At 62.2% G+C, this 16125-nt stretch carries 13 protein-coding genes and 1 pseudogene; 9 read left to right on the top strand and 5 right to left on the bottom strand.

Annotated elements, in window-relative coordinates; all coding sequences use genetic code 11:
- Positions 1-28: 28 nt before the first annotated feature.
- Complete coding sequence (locus CO667_RS24460) at positions 29-949, top strand: lytic transglycosylase domain-containing protein (RefSeq protein ID WP_097620881.1); 921 nt, start codon at positions 29-31, stop codon at positions 947-949.
- Between the two features lie 46 nt (positions 950-995).
- Here the strand turns inward: CO667_RS24460 and CO667_RS24455 are convergent.
- A pseudogene (locus CO667_RS24455) lies at positions 996-2418 on the bottom strand (serine hydrolase).
- Between the two features lie 190 nt (positions 2419-2608).
- Between CO667_RS24455 and CO667_RS24450 the strand changes: the two are divergent.
- The 5 genes from CO667_RS24450 (at position 2609) to CO667_RS24430 (ending at position 7797) form a co-directional block, all read left to right on the top strand.
- Positions 2609-3853 carry a DUF3419 family protein gene (locus CO667_RS24450; protein WP_097620879.1) on the top strand — a complete coding sequence of 415 codons (1245 nt, stop codon included), beginning with the start codon at positions 2609-2611 and terminating at the stop codon, positions 3851-3853.
- Positions 3850-4524 (top strand): class I SAM-dependent methyltransferase, encoded by a 675-nt coding sequence (locus CO667_RS24445; RefSeq protein ID WP_097620878.1) that lies wholly within the window; start codon positions 3850-3852, stop codon positions 4522-4524. Before CO667_RS24450 ends, CO667_RS24445 begins: the two co-directional genes overlap by 4 nt.
- 125 nt (positions 4525-4649) lie before the next feature.
- Complete coding sequence (locus CO667_RS24440) at positions 4650-5447, top strand: GH25 family lysozyme (protein WP_097620877.1); 798 nt, start codon at positions 4650-4652, stop codon at positions 5445-5447.
- 81 nt (positions 5448-5528) lie between these two features.
- Positions 5529-6746 carry a lytic murein transglycosylase gene (locus CO667_RS24435; protein WP_097620933.1) on the top strand — a complete coding sequence of 406 codons (1218 nt, stop codon included), beginning with the start codon at positions 5529-5531 and terminating at the stop codon, positions 6744-6746.
- Between the two features lie 145 nt (positions 6747-6891).
- Positions 6892-7797, top strand: coding sequence for a DMT family transporter (locus tag CO667_RS24430; protein WP_097620876.1), 906 nt, complete (start codon positions 6892-6894; stop codon positions 7795-7797).
- A 458-nt stretch (positions 7798-8255) separates the two neighbouring features.
- Here the strand turns inward: CO667_RS24430 and metF are convergent, their stop codons facing one another.
- The 4 genes from metF to CO667_RS24410 all read right to left on the bottom strand — a co-directional run bounded on the left by metF (position 8256) and on the right by CO667_RS24410 (position 12835).
- Positions 8256-9158, bottom strand: a complete 903-nt coding sequence (gene metF, locus CO667_RS24425; protein ID WP_097620875.1) for a methylenetetrahydrofolate reductase [NAD(P)H] — start codon at positions 9156-9158, stop codon at positions 8256-8258.
- A 1-nt stretch (position 9159) separates the two neighbouring features.
- On the bottom strand, positions 9160-10185 hold the full coding sequence (locus CO667_RS24420; RefSeq protein ID WP_097620874.1) for a metalloregulator ArsR/SmtB family transcription factor: 1026 nt from the start codon (positions 10183-10185) through the stop codon (positions 9160-9162).
- A 161-nt stretch (positions 10186-10346) separates the two neighbouring features.
- Positions 10347-11996 carry an energy-dependent translational throttle protein EttA gene (ettA, locus tag CO667_RS24415; protein ID WP_097620873.1) on the bottom strand — a complete coding sequence of 550 codons (1650 nt, stop codon included), beginning with the start codon at positions 11994-11996 and terminating at the stop codon, positions 10347-10349.
- A gap of 98 nt (positions 11997-12094) precedes the next feature.
- Entirely contained in the window at positions 12095-12835 is a 741-nt protein-coding gene (locus tag CO667_RS24410; protein WP_097620872.1) for a ribonuclease, read from the bottom strand.
- Between the two features lie 161 nt (positions 12836-12996).
- Between CO667_RS24410 and CO667_RS24405 the strand changes: the two genes are divergently transcribed.
- Genes CO667_RS24405 through CO667_RS24395 form a run of 3 tightly spaced genes read left to right on the top strand, consistent with a single transcriptional unit; the run spans position 12997 to position 16120 of the window.
- Positions 12997-13926 carry an alpha/beta hydrolase gene (locus tag CO667_RS24405; RefSeq protein WP_097620871.1) on the top strand — a complete coding sequence of 310 codons (930 nt, stop codon included), beginning with the start codon at positions 12997-12999 and terminating at the stop codon, positions 13924-13926.
- Between the two features lie 17 nt (positions 13927-13943).
- Positions 13944-14900, top strand: a complete 957-nt coding sequence (locus CO667_RS24400) for a DMT family transporter (protein ID WP_097620870.1) — start codon at positions 13944-13946, stop codon at positions 14898-14900.
- A 17-nt stretch (positions 14901-14917) separates the two neighbouring features.
- Complete coding sequence (locus CO667_RS24395) at positions 14918-16120, top strand: CaiB/BaiF CoA-transferase family protein (protein ID WP_097620869.1); 1203 nt, start codon at positions 14918-14920, stop codon at positions 16118-16120.
- Positions 16121-16125 lie beyond the last annotated feature (5 nt).

Below are 16125 nucleotides of genomic sequence, written 5' to 3'. Positions count from 1 at the left end.
GGCGGCGCGATTTCACGAAAGTGGCGGAATGGTAGCGATCGGATTGTCCGGCCTGAAACGCAGTCTTGTCGTTTCGACGATACTCTGCGGCGTGATGACGGGATGCACGAGCGTCGAATACACCTCCCAGGCCGAACTGACAGCTGCCCAGACCGTCGTGCCGATGCCGAAACCTGGCGAAGACGCCACACTCGCGGCGATCCCGACAGCCGAAGGCGCAGCCGTCGCCGGCGCCACCATTCCCCAGGCATCCCCCTCCCTGACCGCAACGGCGATGCCGGCCGTAGCAGCCTCTCAGCCTACCGATCTCGCCATGCAGCCGGCAGCCTATGCGCAAATCCCGCTGACGCCCGAGATGACGGCAATCCAGTCCGTCGTGCCGACGCCGCGTCCGGGACCCCCGGCACAACCGACGACGCAGCTTGCCTTTGCCGCGACACCGCAGAACAGCGCGCTTGCAGCACTTGCGGCCGTCGACACCACGCCGCGTGCCAGCATGGACTACGGTTTCGACGAATCCGGGCCGATCGATCCGCCGACGGCGCCGCCGATGTTCAGCGACGACGACAAAGACGATGCGCCGACGGTCGAAAAAAGCTTCGTCACCAAGCTCATTCAGAAATATTCGAAGGTCTACGAAATTCCCGAGACGCTGCTCCACCGCATTGTCCATCGCGAGAGCCGCTACAATCCGAAGGCCTACAACAAGCGCGGCTATTTCGGCCTCATGCAGATCAAGTACAATACCGCCAAGTCGATGGGTTACGATGGCGCCCCGGGCGGTCTCTTCGATGCCGAAACCAACATCAAATATGCCGCCAAATATCTGCGTGGCGCCTGGCTCGTCTCCGACAACAAGGAAGACGATGCCGTCCGCCTCTATGCGCGCGGCTATTATTACGACGCCAAGCGCAAGGGCATGAGCGACATCGCCCAAGGCAATTATTAAAATCGGCAATTCCTGAATAGAATGACGGCTGAAAGGCGGTCGCAGCCTATGGCTGCGGCTGGGCTTGGCTATTGTGATCCGGCCTGCTGTTGCGGTTCCCCCGGTGGCAAGGCCGCCAGGATCGCCTTCAGAAGCGTCTGCGGCTGATAGCCGAGCCAGCCCGGCGTCAGCCCGAGCCTGATGACGACCAGATTGGCCGATGGCACGATCGCCATGCTCTGCCCGTCATGACCCGTCAGCCAGAATGTATCCTCCGGCAGCCCGAACTTGGCGTTCGAGCCGCCGGGGGCGAGCCAGGCCTGGCCCTGCGTATAGCTCCCGTTCGACGCCGCCGTCGGCGTGCGCATGGCGCCGACGAAACCTTCCGGCAGCAGCCGCTGGCCGTTCCAGACGCCATCCTGCAGCAGGAACTGCCCGAAGCGGGCCCAGTCATGCGCCGTCGCATAGAGATAGGAGCTTCCGGCAAAGGTGCCGCGGGCATCGAGTTCGAACACGGCGCTCGTCATGCCGAGCGGTGAAAACAGCGCGTCGTGCGGATAGGAAAAGGCCGCCTGCGGATTGCCGACCCTATCCATCCAGATGCGCGACAAGAGTACCGCCGTGCCGCTCGAATAGCGGAAGCGTTGGCCGGGTGCGGCCTCCATCGGTGCGTTGGCCGGCAACGATACCATGTCGGGATCGAGATAGAGCATGCGCGTCACATCGGCGACCTCGCCATAGTCCTCATTGAAGGCAAGGCCGCTCTCCATGCCGAGCAGATCGGAAACCTTAATCCCAGCGCGCGCATCGTTCTTCCACTGCGCCAGCAGATGATCATCGTCGAAGGAGATCTTGCCGTCGAGCATCAGCCGGCCGAGAATCGCGGCATTCACCGTCTTCGTCATCGACCAGCCGATCAGCGGCGTCCTTGCCGAAAATCCGGGGCCATAGGTCTCGGCGACGATGCGGCCATTGCGCACCACCACGATCGCCCGCATGGCCGGGCCGGCAAGTCGGGCATTGGCAAGCAGTGTGGCGATCTGCGCGTCCGGCTGATCGCCGGCGCCCTCGCCTTGCGGCCACACCGCGTCGTTGGCCTCCACTCTGGCCGGCGCATCGAAAGGCACCGTATTCGCCGCCGCCTCGAAATTGCCGTCCGGCACGCTGGTGCAGCCGAAAGCGCTGCGATAGAGCGCATAACTCGGCGCAAACAGCCCCATGAAGCGCGCCGTCACGCGATCGTTGTCGCGGTCGACGCTGACGCGCACCAGCCGCAGCAGCGGATTTCCGGGCGCCTGGACGTCATCATGGAGCACATCCTCGGCCTCGCGGCCGGCAATGAAGACGTTGGAGCAGACGATCTTTGCAGCATAGCCGTCGCCGACCCGCAGCAATTCCGGCGGCTGGACGAAGAGCCAGCCGCCGGCGCCGATGACGACGAGGACGATAAGGAGAACAAGCGCCTTCAGAATACGCAGGACAAATCGCATGGCATTCCTCCATGACGGGAGAAAAGCAGGAATCGCACCCGCCGGAAAGGGGCCGGCGCGAAGAAGACCGGTCACTGCGATCACTTTCCCAAGAGGGCGATCCCTCTGGAGAACCCCACCCACAGCCCACGTCATCAAACTGTAGCAGTGGCGCGCTACACGCCCTGAACGCTAAAAAGGTGACAGACTCATGTCAGAATTTGCACCGGATGCCGGCTTCCGCAAGAACCGGAAACTCAAGGACGCCCTTCTCCGCCACAAGGCTTTTTCGAAGGACGGCTTTTCCGAGCGCCTCTTCGGCCTTCTCTTCTCCGGCCTCGTCTATCCGCAGATCTGGGAGGATCCGGATCTCGACATGCAGGCGATGGAGCTGAAGCCGAACCATCGCATCGTCACCATCGGCTCCGGCGGCTGCAACATGCTCGCCTATCTTTCCAAAGCGCCGGCCTCGATCGACGTCGTCGATCTCAACCCGCACCACATCGCGCTGAACCGCCTGAAGCTTGCCGCCTTCAAGCACCTCCCCGGCCATGCCGATCTCGTCCGCTTCCTGGCGATGCCGAACGAGAAGTCGAACAGCCGCGCCTATGACCAGCATCTCTCCGCCAAGCTCGATGAGGCGACCCGCAGCTATTGGAACGGCCGCAAGTTCGGTCGCCGCCGCGTCACGGTCTTCGACCGCAACATCTATGAAACCGGCCTGCTTGGCCGCTTCATCGGTGCAGCCCACCTTCTTGCCCGCCTGCATGGCGTCAAGCTGCGCGAGATGACCAAGACCCGCTCGATCCGCGAGCAGCGCCAGTTCTTCGAAGAGCAGATCGCGCCGCTGTTCGAAAAGCCGGTCGTGCGCTGGATCACCGGCCGCAAGAGCTCGCTGTTCGGCCTCGGCATTCCGCCGCAGCAATATGACGAGCTCGCGAGCCTCGCCGACGATCATTCGATTGCGCCGGTGCTGAAGCATCGCCTGGAAAAGCTCGCCTGTCATTTCCCGATGCGCGACAATTATTTCGCCTGGCAGGCCTTCGGCCGCCGCTACGGCACCGAAGAGGAAGGCCCGCTGCCGACCTATCTGAAGTCGGAGCACTATGAAGTGATCCGCGCCAATGTCGACCGCGTCAACGTCCATCACGCAAGCTTCACCGAGTTGCTCGCCCGCGAGCCGGCTGCCTCGCGCGACCGCTACATCCTGCTCGACGCGCAGGACTGGATGACGGACGAGCAGCTGAACGATGTCTGGCGGGAAATCACCCGCACGGCGCGCGAAGGCGCCCGCGTGATCTTCCGCACCGCCGCCGAAAAGAGCATCATCGAAGGCCGCCTGTCTCCTTCGATCCGCGACCAGTGGGATTACTTCGAGGAGAAGTCATGTGAACTGACGGCGCTCGATCGCTCGGCGATCTACGGCGGCTTCCACATTTACGGGAAGAAGGCGTGAGCAAGGTCGGCGCCGAGACGGCAGGAAAGAGCGACGAACATGCCAGCCTGATGGATGGCATGTACCGCTACCAACGTCACATCTACGACCTGACCCGCAAATATTACCTTCTAGGCCGCGACAGCACGATCCGCAATCTCGACGTGCCCGAAGGCGGCACCCTGCTCGAAGTCGGCTGCGGCACCGGCCGCAACATGGCTTTCGCCCACCGGCATTTCCCGGCCGCCAAGCTGTTCGGTCTCGACATTTCGCAGGAGATGCTGATTTCGGCGCGCAAGACCTTCGCCACCAAGGCGACGATCCCGGACTTCCGCGTCGCCGACGCCACGGCGTTCACGCCGCGCGAATTCGGCGTCAGCGGCTTCGACCGCATCCTGATTTCCTACGCCCTGTCGATGATCCCGGACTGGGAGCGGGCCGTCGATGCATCGATCGCCGCACTCAATCCCGGCGGCCAGCTGCACATCGTCGATTTCGGCCAGCAGGAAGGACTGCCTGGCTGGTTCCGGCGCATGCTGCAGTCCTGGCTTGCGAAATTCCACGTCACCCCGCGCCCCGATCTGCGCGAGGTTCTGGAGGCGCAAGCCCATGAAAACAACGCGAGATTGTTGTTCGATACCGTCGGCGGCGGTTATGCCTGGCGGGCGGCCATTATCAGCAAGCGCTCATAATTCGCTTGAAACTAACCGATTTTTTACATTGATATGGTGAAAAGAGGGTTATCCTCTGCTGACTCGTCATTTCCGAAGGTCAAGCTGTGGGGCAAAAAGATCATTCGAGTTACGACGGGACGCCCATGCGCCGGCTTTTGTTTTGCGTTTTGCCCCTGGCCATCATGCTGGCCGGCTGCACCTCCTCCGGTCATGACTATCTCGAAACGGCATCGATCAAGCCGAAAACACGCTTCAAGGACACCGATCCGCAGGATTTCGGCCCCAAGCATCCGCAGCAGAACCAGGTCCACGGCATCGACATCTCCAAGTGGCAGGGCGATATCGACTGGGCCGCGGTCAAGAATTCCGGTGTCGCCTTCGCCTTCATCAAGGCGACCGAGGGCAAGGACCGGGTCGATCCGCGCTTCGACGAATACTGGCGCGAAGCCCGCGCCGCCGGCATCCCGCACGCCCCCTATCACTTTTATTATTTCTGCTCTTCGGCCGATCAGCAGGCGGACTGGTTCATCAGCAACGTGCCGAAGGAGGCCATGCGCCTGCCGCCGGTGCTCGACGTCGAATGGAACGCCGAATCGAAGACCTGCCGCTATCGTCCCGATCCGGCAACGGTGCGCGCCGAAATGCAGCGTTTCATGGACCGGCTGGAGGCCTATTACGGCAAGCGCCCGATCATCTACACGTCGGTCGACTTCCATCGCGACAATCTCGCCGGCTACTTCCAGGATTATCATTTCTGGGTCCGTTCGGTAGCAAAACACCCCGAAGTGACCTATTCCGACCGCCGCTGGGCCTTCTGGCAATATACCTCGACCGGCGTCATTCCCGGCATCAGCGGTCCCACGGATATCAATGTCTTTGCCGGCAGCGCAAAGAACTGGAACAACTGGGTCGCCGCCGTTTCCAAGGATAGAAATTCTTAGTAACGTCTTTCAATGTTTCTTGCTTCCGTCACATTCCTCTGTGAAAGCGACGGTTATCTGTTTGATATAAGGACCGCATCCATGCACCGCTCGCTCGCAAGCCGCTCTGCACTCGCCCTTCTGTTTGCCCTCGCGCTGGCCGGCGGCGCAGCCGCCCAGCAGGCGCCGGACACAGCCCCGGCGGCGCCTTGCGGCGGCGATCTTTCCGCCTTCCTCGCAGGCGTCAAGAAAGATGCGATTGCAGCCGGCGCCAGTGCGGCAGCCGCCGACGAGGCCTTCGCCGGCGCCGAGATCGACCCCAAGGTGCTGAGCCGGGATCGCGCCCAGGGCGTCTTCAAGCAGACCTTCCTCGAATTCTCCCAGCGCACCGTCAGCCAGGCCCGCCTCGACATCGGCCGCCAGAAGATGAAGCAATATGCCGACGTCTTCGCCCGCGCCGAGCAGGAATTCGGCGTTCCATCAGGCGTCATCACCGCCTTCTGGGCGATGGAAACCGATTTCGGCGCCGTTCAGGGCGATTTCAACACCCGCAATGCTCTGGTCACGCTGTCGCATGACTGCCGCCGCCCGGAACTCTTCCGCCCGCAGCTGATCGCTCTCGTCGAAATGGTTCAGCACGGCGACCTCGACCCCGCCACCAACACCGGCGCCTGGGCCGGCGAAATCGGCCAGGTGCAGATGCTGCCGCGCGACATCGTCGCTTATGGCATGGACGGCGATGGCGACGGCCATGTCCGCCTGAAGCAGAGCGGCCCGGACGCCATCCTGACGGCAGCGAAATTCATCCAGCATCTCGGCTTCGAGCGCGGTCAGCCCTGGCTGCAGGAAGTGACCCTGCCCGATAACCTGCCCTGGGAGAAATCCGGCCTCGGCGGTACGATGAAGGCCGGCGAATGGTTCGCGCTCGGCGTCAAGCCGCGCGACGGCAATACCGCCTTCGGCGACCTCGAAGGCGACCTGGTCCTGCCGCAAGGCCGCATGGGACCGGCCTTCATCGCTTATCCCAATTTCAAGATCTACCTCGAATGGAACAAGTCGTTCATCTACACGACATCGGCCGCCTATTTCGGGACGCGCCTTTCCGGCGCCCCCACCTATCTCAAGGGCGAGCCGGAACAAGGGCTTGTCAGCGACCAGATGAAGGCGCTGCAGACCAAGCTGCAGTCGCTTGGCCATGATGTCGGCGAGATCGACGGCATCCTCGGCTCCGGCACACGCGTCGCGATCCAGAAGGAACAACAGCGCCTCGGCATTCCGGCCGACGGCTGGGCGACGCCTGCCCTTCTCAACGCCCTCTGATCCCTGCCGACACCTCGCCGCTGCCCGCTTCGCAAGAAACGGGTGGCGCTGACTAGCCGCCTGCCCTCAACATAGGGATCAAGAGCCGACGCCGGTTTCGACAAGACGATACGGCGAGCATGCGGCTTGCGGTGGAGGGAAGGGCGTGGACAGCAGAATGAATGCCTGGACCTGGGGCCTGCTGGTCCTGCTCGGCCTGATCTGGGGCGGCTCCTTCTTCTTTGCCCGTATCGCCGTCCAGCACGTGCCGCCGCTGACCCTCGTCTTTTTCAGGCTGCTGCTCGCAGCGCTGGCGCTGCATATCTATATCGCCGGTCGTTTCGACTTCTATTCGATCCTCAGGGCCCGCTGGCGCGAATTCCTCATCCTCGGCCTCATCAACAATGCCCTGCCGCATGCGCTGATTTTCTTCGGCCAAACCCGCATCGGCGCTGGCCTTGCGGCAATCCTGAATGCGACGACGCCGATCTGGACCGTGCTCATCGCCAATTATTTCACCTCCGACGAGAAGCTGTCCTCAGCAAAGATCGGCGGCTGCCTTGTTGGTCTGGCCGGAACGATCGTGCTGATCGGACCTGGGATCTCGGCCGGTGGCGAGGCGCCGCTCTGGGCGCTGCTTCTGCCGGTGCTTGCCGCCATTTCTTATGGTTTCGTTGCCACTTACGGCAAACGTTTCAAAAATGTTCCCGCCCCGGTCACTGCTGCCGGCCAGCTGACCGCTTCCTCGCTGATTGCGCTGCCGCTGTCGCTGCTGTCAGATCGCCCCTGGACGCTTCCCGCACCGCCGCTCGATGTCGTGCTTGCCATTCTGGCGCTGGCACTGCTGTCGACCGCCTTCGGCTACATCCTCTATTTCCGCATCATGGCGGCCGCCGGCGCCACCAACGCCTCGCTCGTCACCCTGCTGGTGCCGCCGAGCGCCATCCTTCTCGGCGCGCTTTTCCTCGGCGAAAGGCTCGCACTCGGCGAATTGATCGGTATGGCGCTGATCGGTTTCGGCCTGGTCATTCTTGACGGCCGTATCTATCGTCTGTTGATCCGCACCGCCTGAAGGCCAGTTGCGGATTCCCTATAATTTCAACCGGTTGCGGGCTCGCCATGTTTGGGCGCATAGGTAAATGCGCAGTCGCCGGATTTAACGGCATGTTAAAATCTGTGAACAAAAATTTGCGGAATATAATCGTTTTATTTCAAAAGCTTGCCGAAACCCCGTTAGGCTTATCCACCGCACTCTTCTGCAGCGCAGCATCGAATCTTCTTCCCAACCGACATATTTCAGACATATTATTGGCCGGTTAACGCGAGGAGACAGACATGGGACTCACGCAATCCTTGAATGTTCTGTTGGTCAGTGCAGCGTTTGCTTTCGTCTTGTCCATGCTCTTCATCTGAGCCGGGCGACACGAAGACGGAATGACTGGTAGTACCTGAACTCCCCTGATCAATCCGCCAATGAAAAAGCGCATGTCCCGCCCGACATGCGCTTTTCACTTTTCAACTCTGCAAGGATCAGGCAGCGGCGCCCGCACTTTTTGCCGCCCGGCGGGAGAGGCCGAGATTGTCGAGGACGGCGGAAACCAGCGGCGCGCGGTTCATCGTATAAAGATGGAACTCGTTAAGGCCGCGCCGGACGAGATCCTCGATCTGCTCGGCGGCAACGTCGGCCGCGACCTTCGCCCGCTCCTCGGGCTTGTCGTCGAAGCCGGCGAAGCGCTCATCCAGGAAGGCCGGGATGATGGTGCCGCAGGCGCCTGCGAAACGCTTCAGTTGCGTCAGATTCTGGATCGGCATGATGCCGGGCACAATCGGGATCGAGATGCCGGCAGAGCGCACCCGCTCCAGGTAACGCTCGAAATTGTCGTTGTCGAAGAAGAACTGCGTCAACGCCCGGTCGGCGCCATTGTCGGCCTTGCGCTTCAGCATCTCGATATCGGCAGCCGTATCACGGCTTTCCGGGTGTTTTTCCGGATAGGCGGAAACCGAGATCTCAAAATTTCCGATCTCCTTGAGGCCGGCCACCAGCTCCGCCGCATTGGCGTAGCCGCCAGGGTGCGGCTGATAGGGGGCGCCGGCGCCGCCGGGCGCATCGCCGCGCAGCGCCACGAAATGCGTCACGCCGACCTTGCGGAAGGTCTCGATCATCTGATGCGTCTCGTCCTTCGTCGCGCCGACGCAGGTCAGGTGCGAGGCGGTGGCAAGCGGCGTCTGCGACAGGAAACGTGTAACGGCGGTGAGCGTCGGCGCCTTGGTGGTGCCACCGGCGCCATAGGTCACCGACACGAAATCCGGATCCCAGTCCTGCAGCTTGCTGACGGTATCCCAGAGCTGCCCTTCCATCTCCTCCGATTTCGGCGGGAAGAATTCGAAGGAAATCCCGATGTTGCGGCCGCGTACCTCGTTATTCAAAGCCATGTCATACTCTCCCGGCAAATGTAGGTTCGGCGCCTTCGCTTGTCTGCGAAGCCATGAGGCGCCTCGGATCGCGTGCGAGCCAGACGGTGACCGTCAACCCCTGCCCGCTTGGCTGACCCGGATGAAGATCAACGACCTGCTCGACGTCGAGCCCGGCCCTGTGCAGCCAGTCGGATATCGCCTGGTGCGAAAAACCGAGACGGACATGCGCATGCTCGTCGCGGAGATATTCGAGCGTGTGCGGCGCAAGGTCGATGACCACGAGCCGGCCGCCCGGCCGCAGCATGCGCGCCGCTTCCGCGATCGCAATCTCCGGCTGGTCGAAGAAATGCAGCACCTGATGGATCGTCACCAGGTCGAAATCCTGGCCCTCGAACGGTAGGTTCAGGATATCGGCGTGGCGCACGGTGGCCTTGGTGATGCGGGATTTGTCGAGATTGGCGCGCGCCACGCTCAGCATGTCGCGGCTGGCATCGACACCGATCGCCCGCCGATAGAGCCCGGACAGCAGCTCGAGGATACGGCCGGTGCCGGTGCCGAGATCGAGCAGCGAATCGATAGGCTGGCTGCCGAGCAGCCGGATGACCGCGGCGTCGACTTCCTCATCGGCCGCGTGCAGGCGGCGAAGCTCGTCCCATTCGGCCGCGTTGCGGCTGAAATAGGCCTGCGCCCGCTCGGCCCGCTGGCGCTTGACCGCCGACAGCCGCTCGCCGTCGCGAAGAATGGTCGGATCGTTCTCGGAGACATGCTTCAGCAATGCCCGCACCAGCATGGCCGCCTTGCCGTCCTGCTTGAGGCGGAAATAGGCCCAGGCCCCCTCCTGATAGCGTTCGATCAACTCGGCCTCGCCAAGCAGCTTCAGGTGGCGGGAGATGCGGGGCTGGGATTGGCCGAGAATTTCGGTAAGATCGGTCACCGTCAGGTCGCCGCCGTCGAGAAGAGCCAGAAGACGCAGGCGCGTGGGCTCGCCGGCCGCCTTCAAGACGTCCACCAGCGCATCCAGTCCAAGCTTCAAGGGTTCGCTCATCTTCGATCCAATCAAGATATAAAGATATCTTTATGTGATTTGGATTGCGGTGACAAGCGGCAATTCGCACTTCCGCGAAATTGCCTGCTCAAATTGCGACAGCGCAGACGTGAAAAAGCCCCGGCCGAACCGGGGCTTTTTCAACGCGACAGTAGATGCGATCAGCGTGTCAGGCGTTTGTGCGCCTGGCTGCCCGGGTTGAGGGCATCAGGGCCAAGGCGGCGGACCTTGTCCTGTTCATAATCCTCGAAGTTGCCTTCGAACCATTCCACATGGCCCTCGCCTTCGAAAGCGAGAATGTGCGTCGCCAGACGGTCGAGGAACATGCGATCGTGGCTGATGATGATGGCGCAGCCGGCAAACGCTTCCAGCGCGCTTTCCAGCGCACCCAGCGTTTCCGTATCGAGGTCGTTGGTCGGTTCGTCGAGCAGCAGAACGTTGCCGCCGGCCTTCAGCATCTTGGCAAGGTGAACGCGGTTGCGCTGGCCGCCCGAGAGATTGCCGACCTTCTGCTGCTGATCGCCGCCCTTGAAGTTGAAGGCACCGCAATAGGCCCTGGAGTTCATATCGAACTTGCCGAGCTTGATGACCTCAGCGCCGCCTGAGATTTCCTCCCAGACGGTCTTGCTGCCGTCAAGAGCGTCGCGGCTCTGGTCGACATAACCGAGATGGACCGTCTCACCGATGCGGACGGATCCCGCGTCCGGCTTTTCCTGGCCGGTGATCATGCGGAACAGCGTCGTCTTGCCGGCGCCGTTCGGGCCGATGATGCCGACGATGCCGCCCGGCGGCAGCTTGATCGACAGGTCGTTGATCAGCGTGCGGCCCTCGAAGCCCTTGGTGATGCCTTCCATCTCGATGACCACCTGCCCCAGGCGCTCGCTGACCGGGATGATGATCTGCGCGTCGCCGGGACGCTGCTTCTCGGCGGCCTCCACCAGCTGCTCGTAGGACTTGATACGCGCCTTGGATTTTGCCTGGCGGGCCTTTGGGCTGGAAGCGATCCATTCCTGTTCGCGGCTGATCGCCTTCTGGCGACCTGCCTCTTCCCGGTTTTCCTGCTGCATGCGCTTGGCCTTGGCGAGCAAGTAAGCCGAGTAGTTGCCTTCGTAAGGAATGCCACGGCCGCGGTCGAGTTCGAGGATCCATCCGGTGACGTTGTCGAGGAAATAGCGATCGTGGGTGATCATCATCACGGCGCCCGGATAGTCGCGCAGATGCTTTTCGAGCCAGGCAATCGTCTCGGCGTCCAGATGGTTGGTCGGTTCATCGAGCAGCAGCAGGTCCGGCTGCGACAGCAGCAAGCGGCAGAGCGCGATCCGGCGGCGCTCACCGCCGGACAGGCTGGTGACATCGGCGTCGCGCGGCGGGCAGCGCAAGGCTTCCATCGCCATCTCGACCTGGCTTTCCAGATCCCAGAGGTTCTGGCTGTCGATGATGTCCTGGAGCTTCGCTCCCTCTTCCGCCGTCTCGTCGGAATAGTTCATCATCAATTCATTGTAGCGCTCGAGCACGGCCGTCTTCGAGGCAACGCCTTCCATGACGTTCTCGAACACCGTCTTGTTGGGATCGAGGTGCGGCTCCTGCTCGAGGTAGCCGACCGTCGCTCCTTCGGCGAGCCAGGCTTCGCCGGTATATTCCTTGTCTTGTCCGGCAATGATGCGCAGCACGGTGGATTTACCGGCGCCATTCGGTCCGAGGATACCGATCTTGGCATCGGGGTAGAAGGAGAGGTGGATATTCTCCAGGATCTTCTTGTTGCCATAGGCCTTGTTGAGGCCGGACATATGATAGATGAACTGACGTGCCATGCTGCGCTGCTCCGGGCGGGAAACTTCGATCGTGCCGCTATGTAGGCGAAACAGCGCCAGCGGGCAACGCCGAAACCCGGTTTACTCAGGATTTCCGGTCAAAAGCCCGCAGCGTCGACGACGCCCTCGTCGCAGCCGAAGGAGGTTTTTCCCGCCCCCTGGATCAGATCGGCAAGGCCGGCACTTTTCGCCGACGCCGCCCCGGCGGCCTCCGAAAGCCCGATTGTCAACCCGCTGACCATCTTGACATTACCGGCCCGCCGGCAGCTCATCTTGACGCGGTCGCCGGCACCCGGCCCGAAGCTCTTGTCGAAAGCCGCCTTGATCGCCTCGGCTTTAACAGGCTTGCCGATATTGGCAGCAAAGAGATCGCGCACGGCCGAGGTGTTGAGGGCGCCCAGAAGATGCACGCCGACGCCGAAATAGTCTTCGGCGCTCATTTTCGTGCAGGTGCCGTGCTTTGTCCATTCATGCCGTTCCAGGCCGGATTGCGTGCCGGGCATGGCTTTTGCGAGCGCCGCCTTCGTCTCGGCCGAAAGCGTGACCTCCGGCAATGTGTTCCAGTTGCCGTCCTTGTCGGCGGCCTTCTGCTCGGCGCTCACGCCGCAATAATCCTGCCGCATCGGCCAGAGCCCGTGCAGCGAAAAATTCGTCGCATCGGGGCGCTCGCCGGTCTGGCTGGCGCATTCGGCCTTCTTCTGGTTCGTCTGGCAAAAGGCCGGCTGCCAGCTTGCCGCAAGAATAAAACGGGTGCGCCCGCCGGCCTCCTGCGCCACGGCGGCGCCGGCAAGAACCATCGATACGGCGAACGTCAAGGTACGCAACTGCATGCTGCTCATTTCAACCCCCAAAAAAAGAACAATACAGGAACAAATAAGCACGAAGATCGAAAGCCCGCAACCCTGAATCGCAACAGCAATGCAATTTGTTATCGGATAACCCCGGAACCAATATTTGCTTTTAGGCGGTGATCTGGTCTGTTGCGGCAAGGAGGACCCACATGTTTTCTGAAACGCAGAGGCTCGCCGTGCCCGGGGCGTCGCTCGCCTATCACCATGCCGAGGCCACAGGCGCGGCACGAGGCATCCTGTTGATATCGCACGGTCTTGCCGAACATTCGAAACGCTATCGCGCCTTTGCCGAGACGATGGCGGGGCGCGGCTATCACGTCTATGCCCATGATCACCGCGGGCACGGCGAGACCAGGGCAGCCGACGCGCCGATCGGCCGTTTCGCCCGGCGCGATGGCGTCGAAAAAGTGATCGGTGACGTCCTTGCCATGCGCGGCCATGCCGCCGCCCGCCATCCCGGCCTGCCGGTGATCCTCTTCGGCCATTCGATGGGCGGCCTGATCGCCCTCAATGCATCCGTCACGGCGCCGGCCGATTTCGATGCCGTCGCCGTCTGGAATTCGAATTTCGCCGTCGGCCTTGCCGGCCGCGCCGCCCAGGCAATCCTGCTTGCCGAGCGCATGCTGAAGGGCTCCGACGTGCCGAGCGGTCTGTTGCCGAAGCTGACCTTCGGTGCCTGGGGAAAATCGATCCCGGGCCGCCGCACCGAGTTCGACTGGCTGTCGCGCCTTCCCGGTGAAGTCGACAAATATGTCGCCGATCCGCTCTGCGGCTTCGATGCTTCGGTGTCGCTCTGGCTCGATCTCTTCGAACTGACGTTTCGCGCGCCGCAGAAATCCCATCTCGACCGGCTACCGCGTAATATGCCGATCCACCTGGTCGGCGGCGCAGAAGATCCGGCCACAGAGCGTGGAAAAGCCATCCTCTGGCTGTCAAACCATTTGAAAGCCCAAGGCTTCTCTTGTATCAGCACGCAGATATATCAGGACATGCGGCACGAAACGCTGAACGAGATCGGCGCCGACGCGGCGATCGCAGCCTTCGCGGACTGGTGCGACCAGGCTGCCGCAAGATCCTGAGCCAGAGAGATCCCATCATGAGCAGCACCTCCGCCCGCCCCGCTTCGTCCACCTCCGAGGTGACGACGGGGCTTGCGCTGATGTTTCTTTCGGTGATGTTCTCGCCGCTCATCGATATTTTCGCCAAGCTTGCCGTCGTCACCGTCCCTTCCGCCGAGGTTGCCGCCGGCCGCTTCATCGTGCAGGCGCTCTGCATGCTGCCGATCGTGATATGGCGGCGCAGCTTTACCGATTTCTCCTGGCGCCAGAGCCTGTTCCATGCGATCCGCGGCGCCATCATCACCATCTCGATGATCGCTTTCGTCACCACGCTGAAATACATGGCGGTTGCCGACGCGATTGCGATCTTCTTCATCGAGCCGATCATGGTGACGATCCTCGGCGGCATTTTCCTCAAGGAGACCATCGGCTGGCGGCGTTATACCGCCTGCGGCGTTGGCTTCTTCGGGGCGATGCTGATCATCCAGCCGAGTTTCGAGGAGGTCGGCTACATCGCGCTCCTGCCCGTCGTCAGCGCGCTCTGCATTGCGATCTTCGTGCTGATGACCCGCGTTCTCTCGCATAGGGAAGACCCCTGGTCGATGCAGTTCCAGATGGGCATCTGGGGTCTGCTCTTCTGTGCCATCCTGCTTTTTATCGGCGACGGCAGCGGCTCCGATCTCTTCGACCCCGTCATGCCCGTGGGGAGCGCCTGGTTCTACGTCGCCGGCGTCGGCGCCATGGCCGCGATCGCGGGCATCTTCGGCGTCTATGCCTTTCGCGCCGCACCCGCCTCGACGCTGGCGCCGCTGCAATATTTCGAGATCGTCTCGGCGACGATCTTCGCCTGGCTTGTTTTCGGCGACTTTCCGGATGCGCTCAAATGGCTCGGCATCACGATCATCGTGGCGTCGGGTTTCTACATCCTCTGGCGCGAGCGCCGCTTTGCTTCAAAGCCTGTATCCGATACATCTGAGGTGACGCTGGCGCCGTAGACATTGCCGGGAGGAACATGACAGAGACCGCGACGAAAAAGCCGCCGCTTGCCGGTATCCGGGTGATCGAGCTTGCCCGCGTGCTCGCCGGTCCCTGGGCGGGACAGATGCTCGCCGATCTCGGCGCCGACGTCATCAAGGTCGAAAATCCCGACGGCGGCGACGATACCCGCCAATGGGGGCCGCCCTTCGTCGAAGGTGCCGATGGCGAAAATCTCTCGGCCGCCTATTATCACGCCGCCAATCGCGGCAAACGCTCCATTACCGCCGACCTGAAGAGCCCCGAAGGCCAGGATCTCGTCCGCCGCCTTGTTGCGTCAGCCGATGTGGTGATCGAGAACTTCAAGCTCGGCGGCCTCGTCAAATACGGGCTCGATTACGACAGCCTGCGCAAGCTGAACCCGAAGCTCGTCTATTGCTCGATCACCGGCTTCGGCCAGACCGGCCCCTATGCCGGCCTCGCCGGCTATGATTACATCGTCCAGGGCATGTCCGGCTTCATGTCGATCACCGGCGAGCCGGACGGCCAGCCGATGAAGGCAGGCGTCGCGATCGCCGATATCTTCACCGGCATCTATGCCGTCTCGGCGATCGAAGCCGCGCTGATCCACGCGCTCAAGTCAGGCGAAGGCCAGCTCGTCGACATGGCGCTGCTCGACGTGCAATCGGCCGTGCTCGCCAATCAGAACATGAATTACCTCGTCTCCGGCGCCGCACCGACCCGTCTCGGCAACGCCCACCCGAATATATCTCCCTATGAGGTCGTGCCGGTGGCGGACGGTTATCTCATTCTTGCGGTCGGAAACGACGGCCAGTTCCGCCGCCTCTGCATCATCCTCGGTCTGGAGACGGTCGCAGGCGATGAGCGTTTCGCCACCAACAAGGCCCGCGTCGCCAATCGCGGCGAAGTCCGCCGCCTCATCTCCACCGAAACGCTGAAGTGGCAGAAGGCGGATCTCTTGAAGGCCTGCGAAGAAAACGCGGTTCCATCAGGGCCGATCAATACGATCGAGGAGATGTTCGCCGATCCGCAGATTGAGGCCCGCGGCCTGCAGATCGACCTTGCGGATGCCGCCGGCACCGTCATCCCCGGAGTCAGGACGCCGGTGGTGCTCTCGGAGACGCCGCTGCGTTACAGCAGGCCGAGCCCGCGTCTCGGCGAGCACAGGCAAGAAATTCTGGCGGAACTCGCCGAGCGCGAGAGGAAGGCGTCGTCATGAAGAAG

The organism is Rhizobium sp. L43 (assembly GCF_002531725.1).
Taxonomy (GTDB): domain Bacteria; phylum Pseudomonadota; class Alphaproteobacteria; order Rhizobiales; family Rhizobiaceae; genus Rhizobium.
The sequence above is the reverse complement of the archived record's forward strand: the minus strand, read 5'-3'. Positions and strand labels throughout refer to the sequence as shown.

Excerpts from the sequence above, each read along its gene's own strand:
- CO667_RS24460 (WP_097620881.1), top strand. The coding sequence starts at position 29 with ATGGTAGCGATCGGATTGTCCGGCCTGAAACGCAGTCTTGTCGTTTCG.
- CO667_RS24450 (WP_097620879.1), top strand. The coding sequence starts at position 2,609 with ATGTCAGAATTTGCACCGGATGCCGGCTTCCGCAAGAACCGGAAACTC.
- CO667_RS24440 (WP_097620877.1), top strand. The coding sequence starts at position 4,650 with ATGCGCCGGCTTTTGTTTTGCGTTTTGCCCCTGGCCATCATGCTGGCC.
- CO667_RS24435 (WP_097620933.1), top strand. The coding sequence starts at position 5,529 with ATGCACCGCTCGCTCGCAAGCCGCTCTGCACTCGCCCTTCTGTTTGCC.
- metF (WP_097620875.1), bottom strand. The coding sequence starts at position 9,158 with ATGGCTTTGAATAACGAGGTACGCGGCCGCAACATCGGGATTTCCTTC.
- CO667_RS24420 (WP_097620874.1), bottom strand. The coding sequence starts at position 10,185 with ATGAGCGAACCCTTGAAGCTTGGACTGGATGCGCTGGTGGACGTCTTG.
- ettA (WP_097620873.1), bottom strand. The coding sequence starts at position 11,996 with ATGGCACGTCAGTTCATCTATCATATGTCCGGCCTCAACAAGGCCTAT.
- CO667_RS24410 (WP_097620872.1), bottom strand. The coding sequence starts at position 12,835 with ATGAGCAGCATGCAGTTGCGTACCTTGACGTTCGCCGTATCGATGGTT.
- CO667_RS24405 (WP_097620871.1), top strand. The coding sequence starts at position 12,997 with ATGTTTTCTGAAACGCAGAGGCTCGCCGTGCCCGGGGCGTCGCTCGCC.
- CO667_RS24400 (WP_097620870.1), top strand. The coding sequence starts at position 13,944 with ATGAGCAGCACCTCCGCCCGCCCCGCTTCGTCCACCTCCGAGGTGACG.
- CO667_RS24395 (WP_097620869.1), top strand. The coding sequence starts at position 14,918 with ATGACAGAGACCGCGACGAAAAAGCCGCCGCTTGCCGGTATCCGGGTG.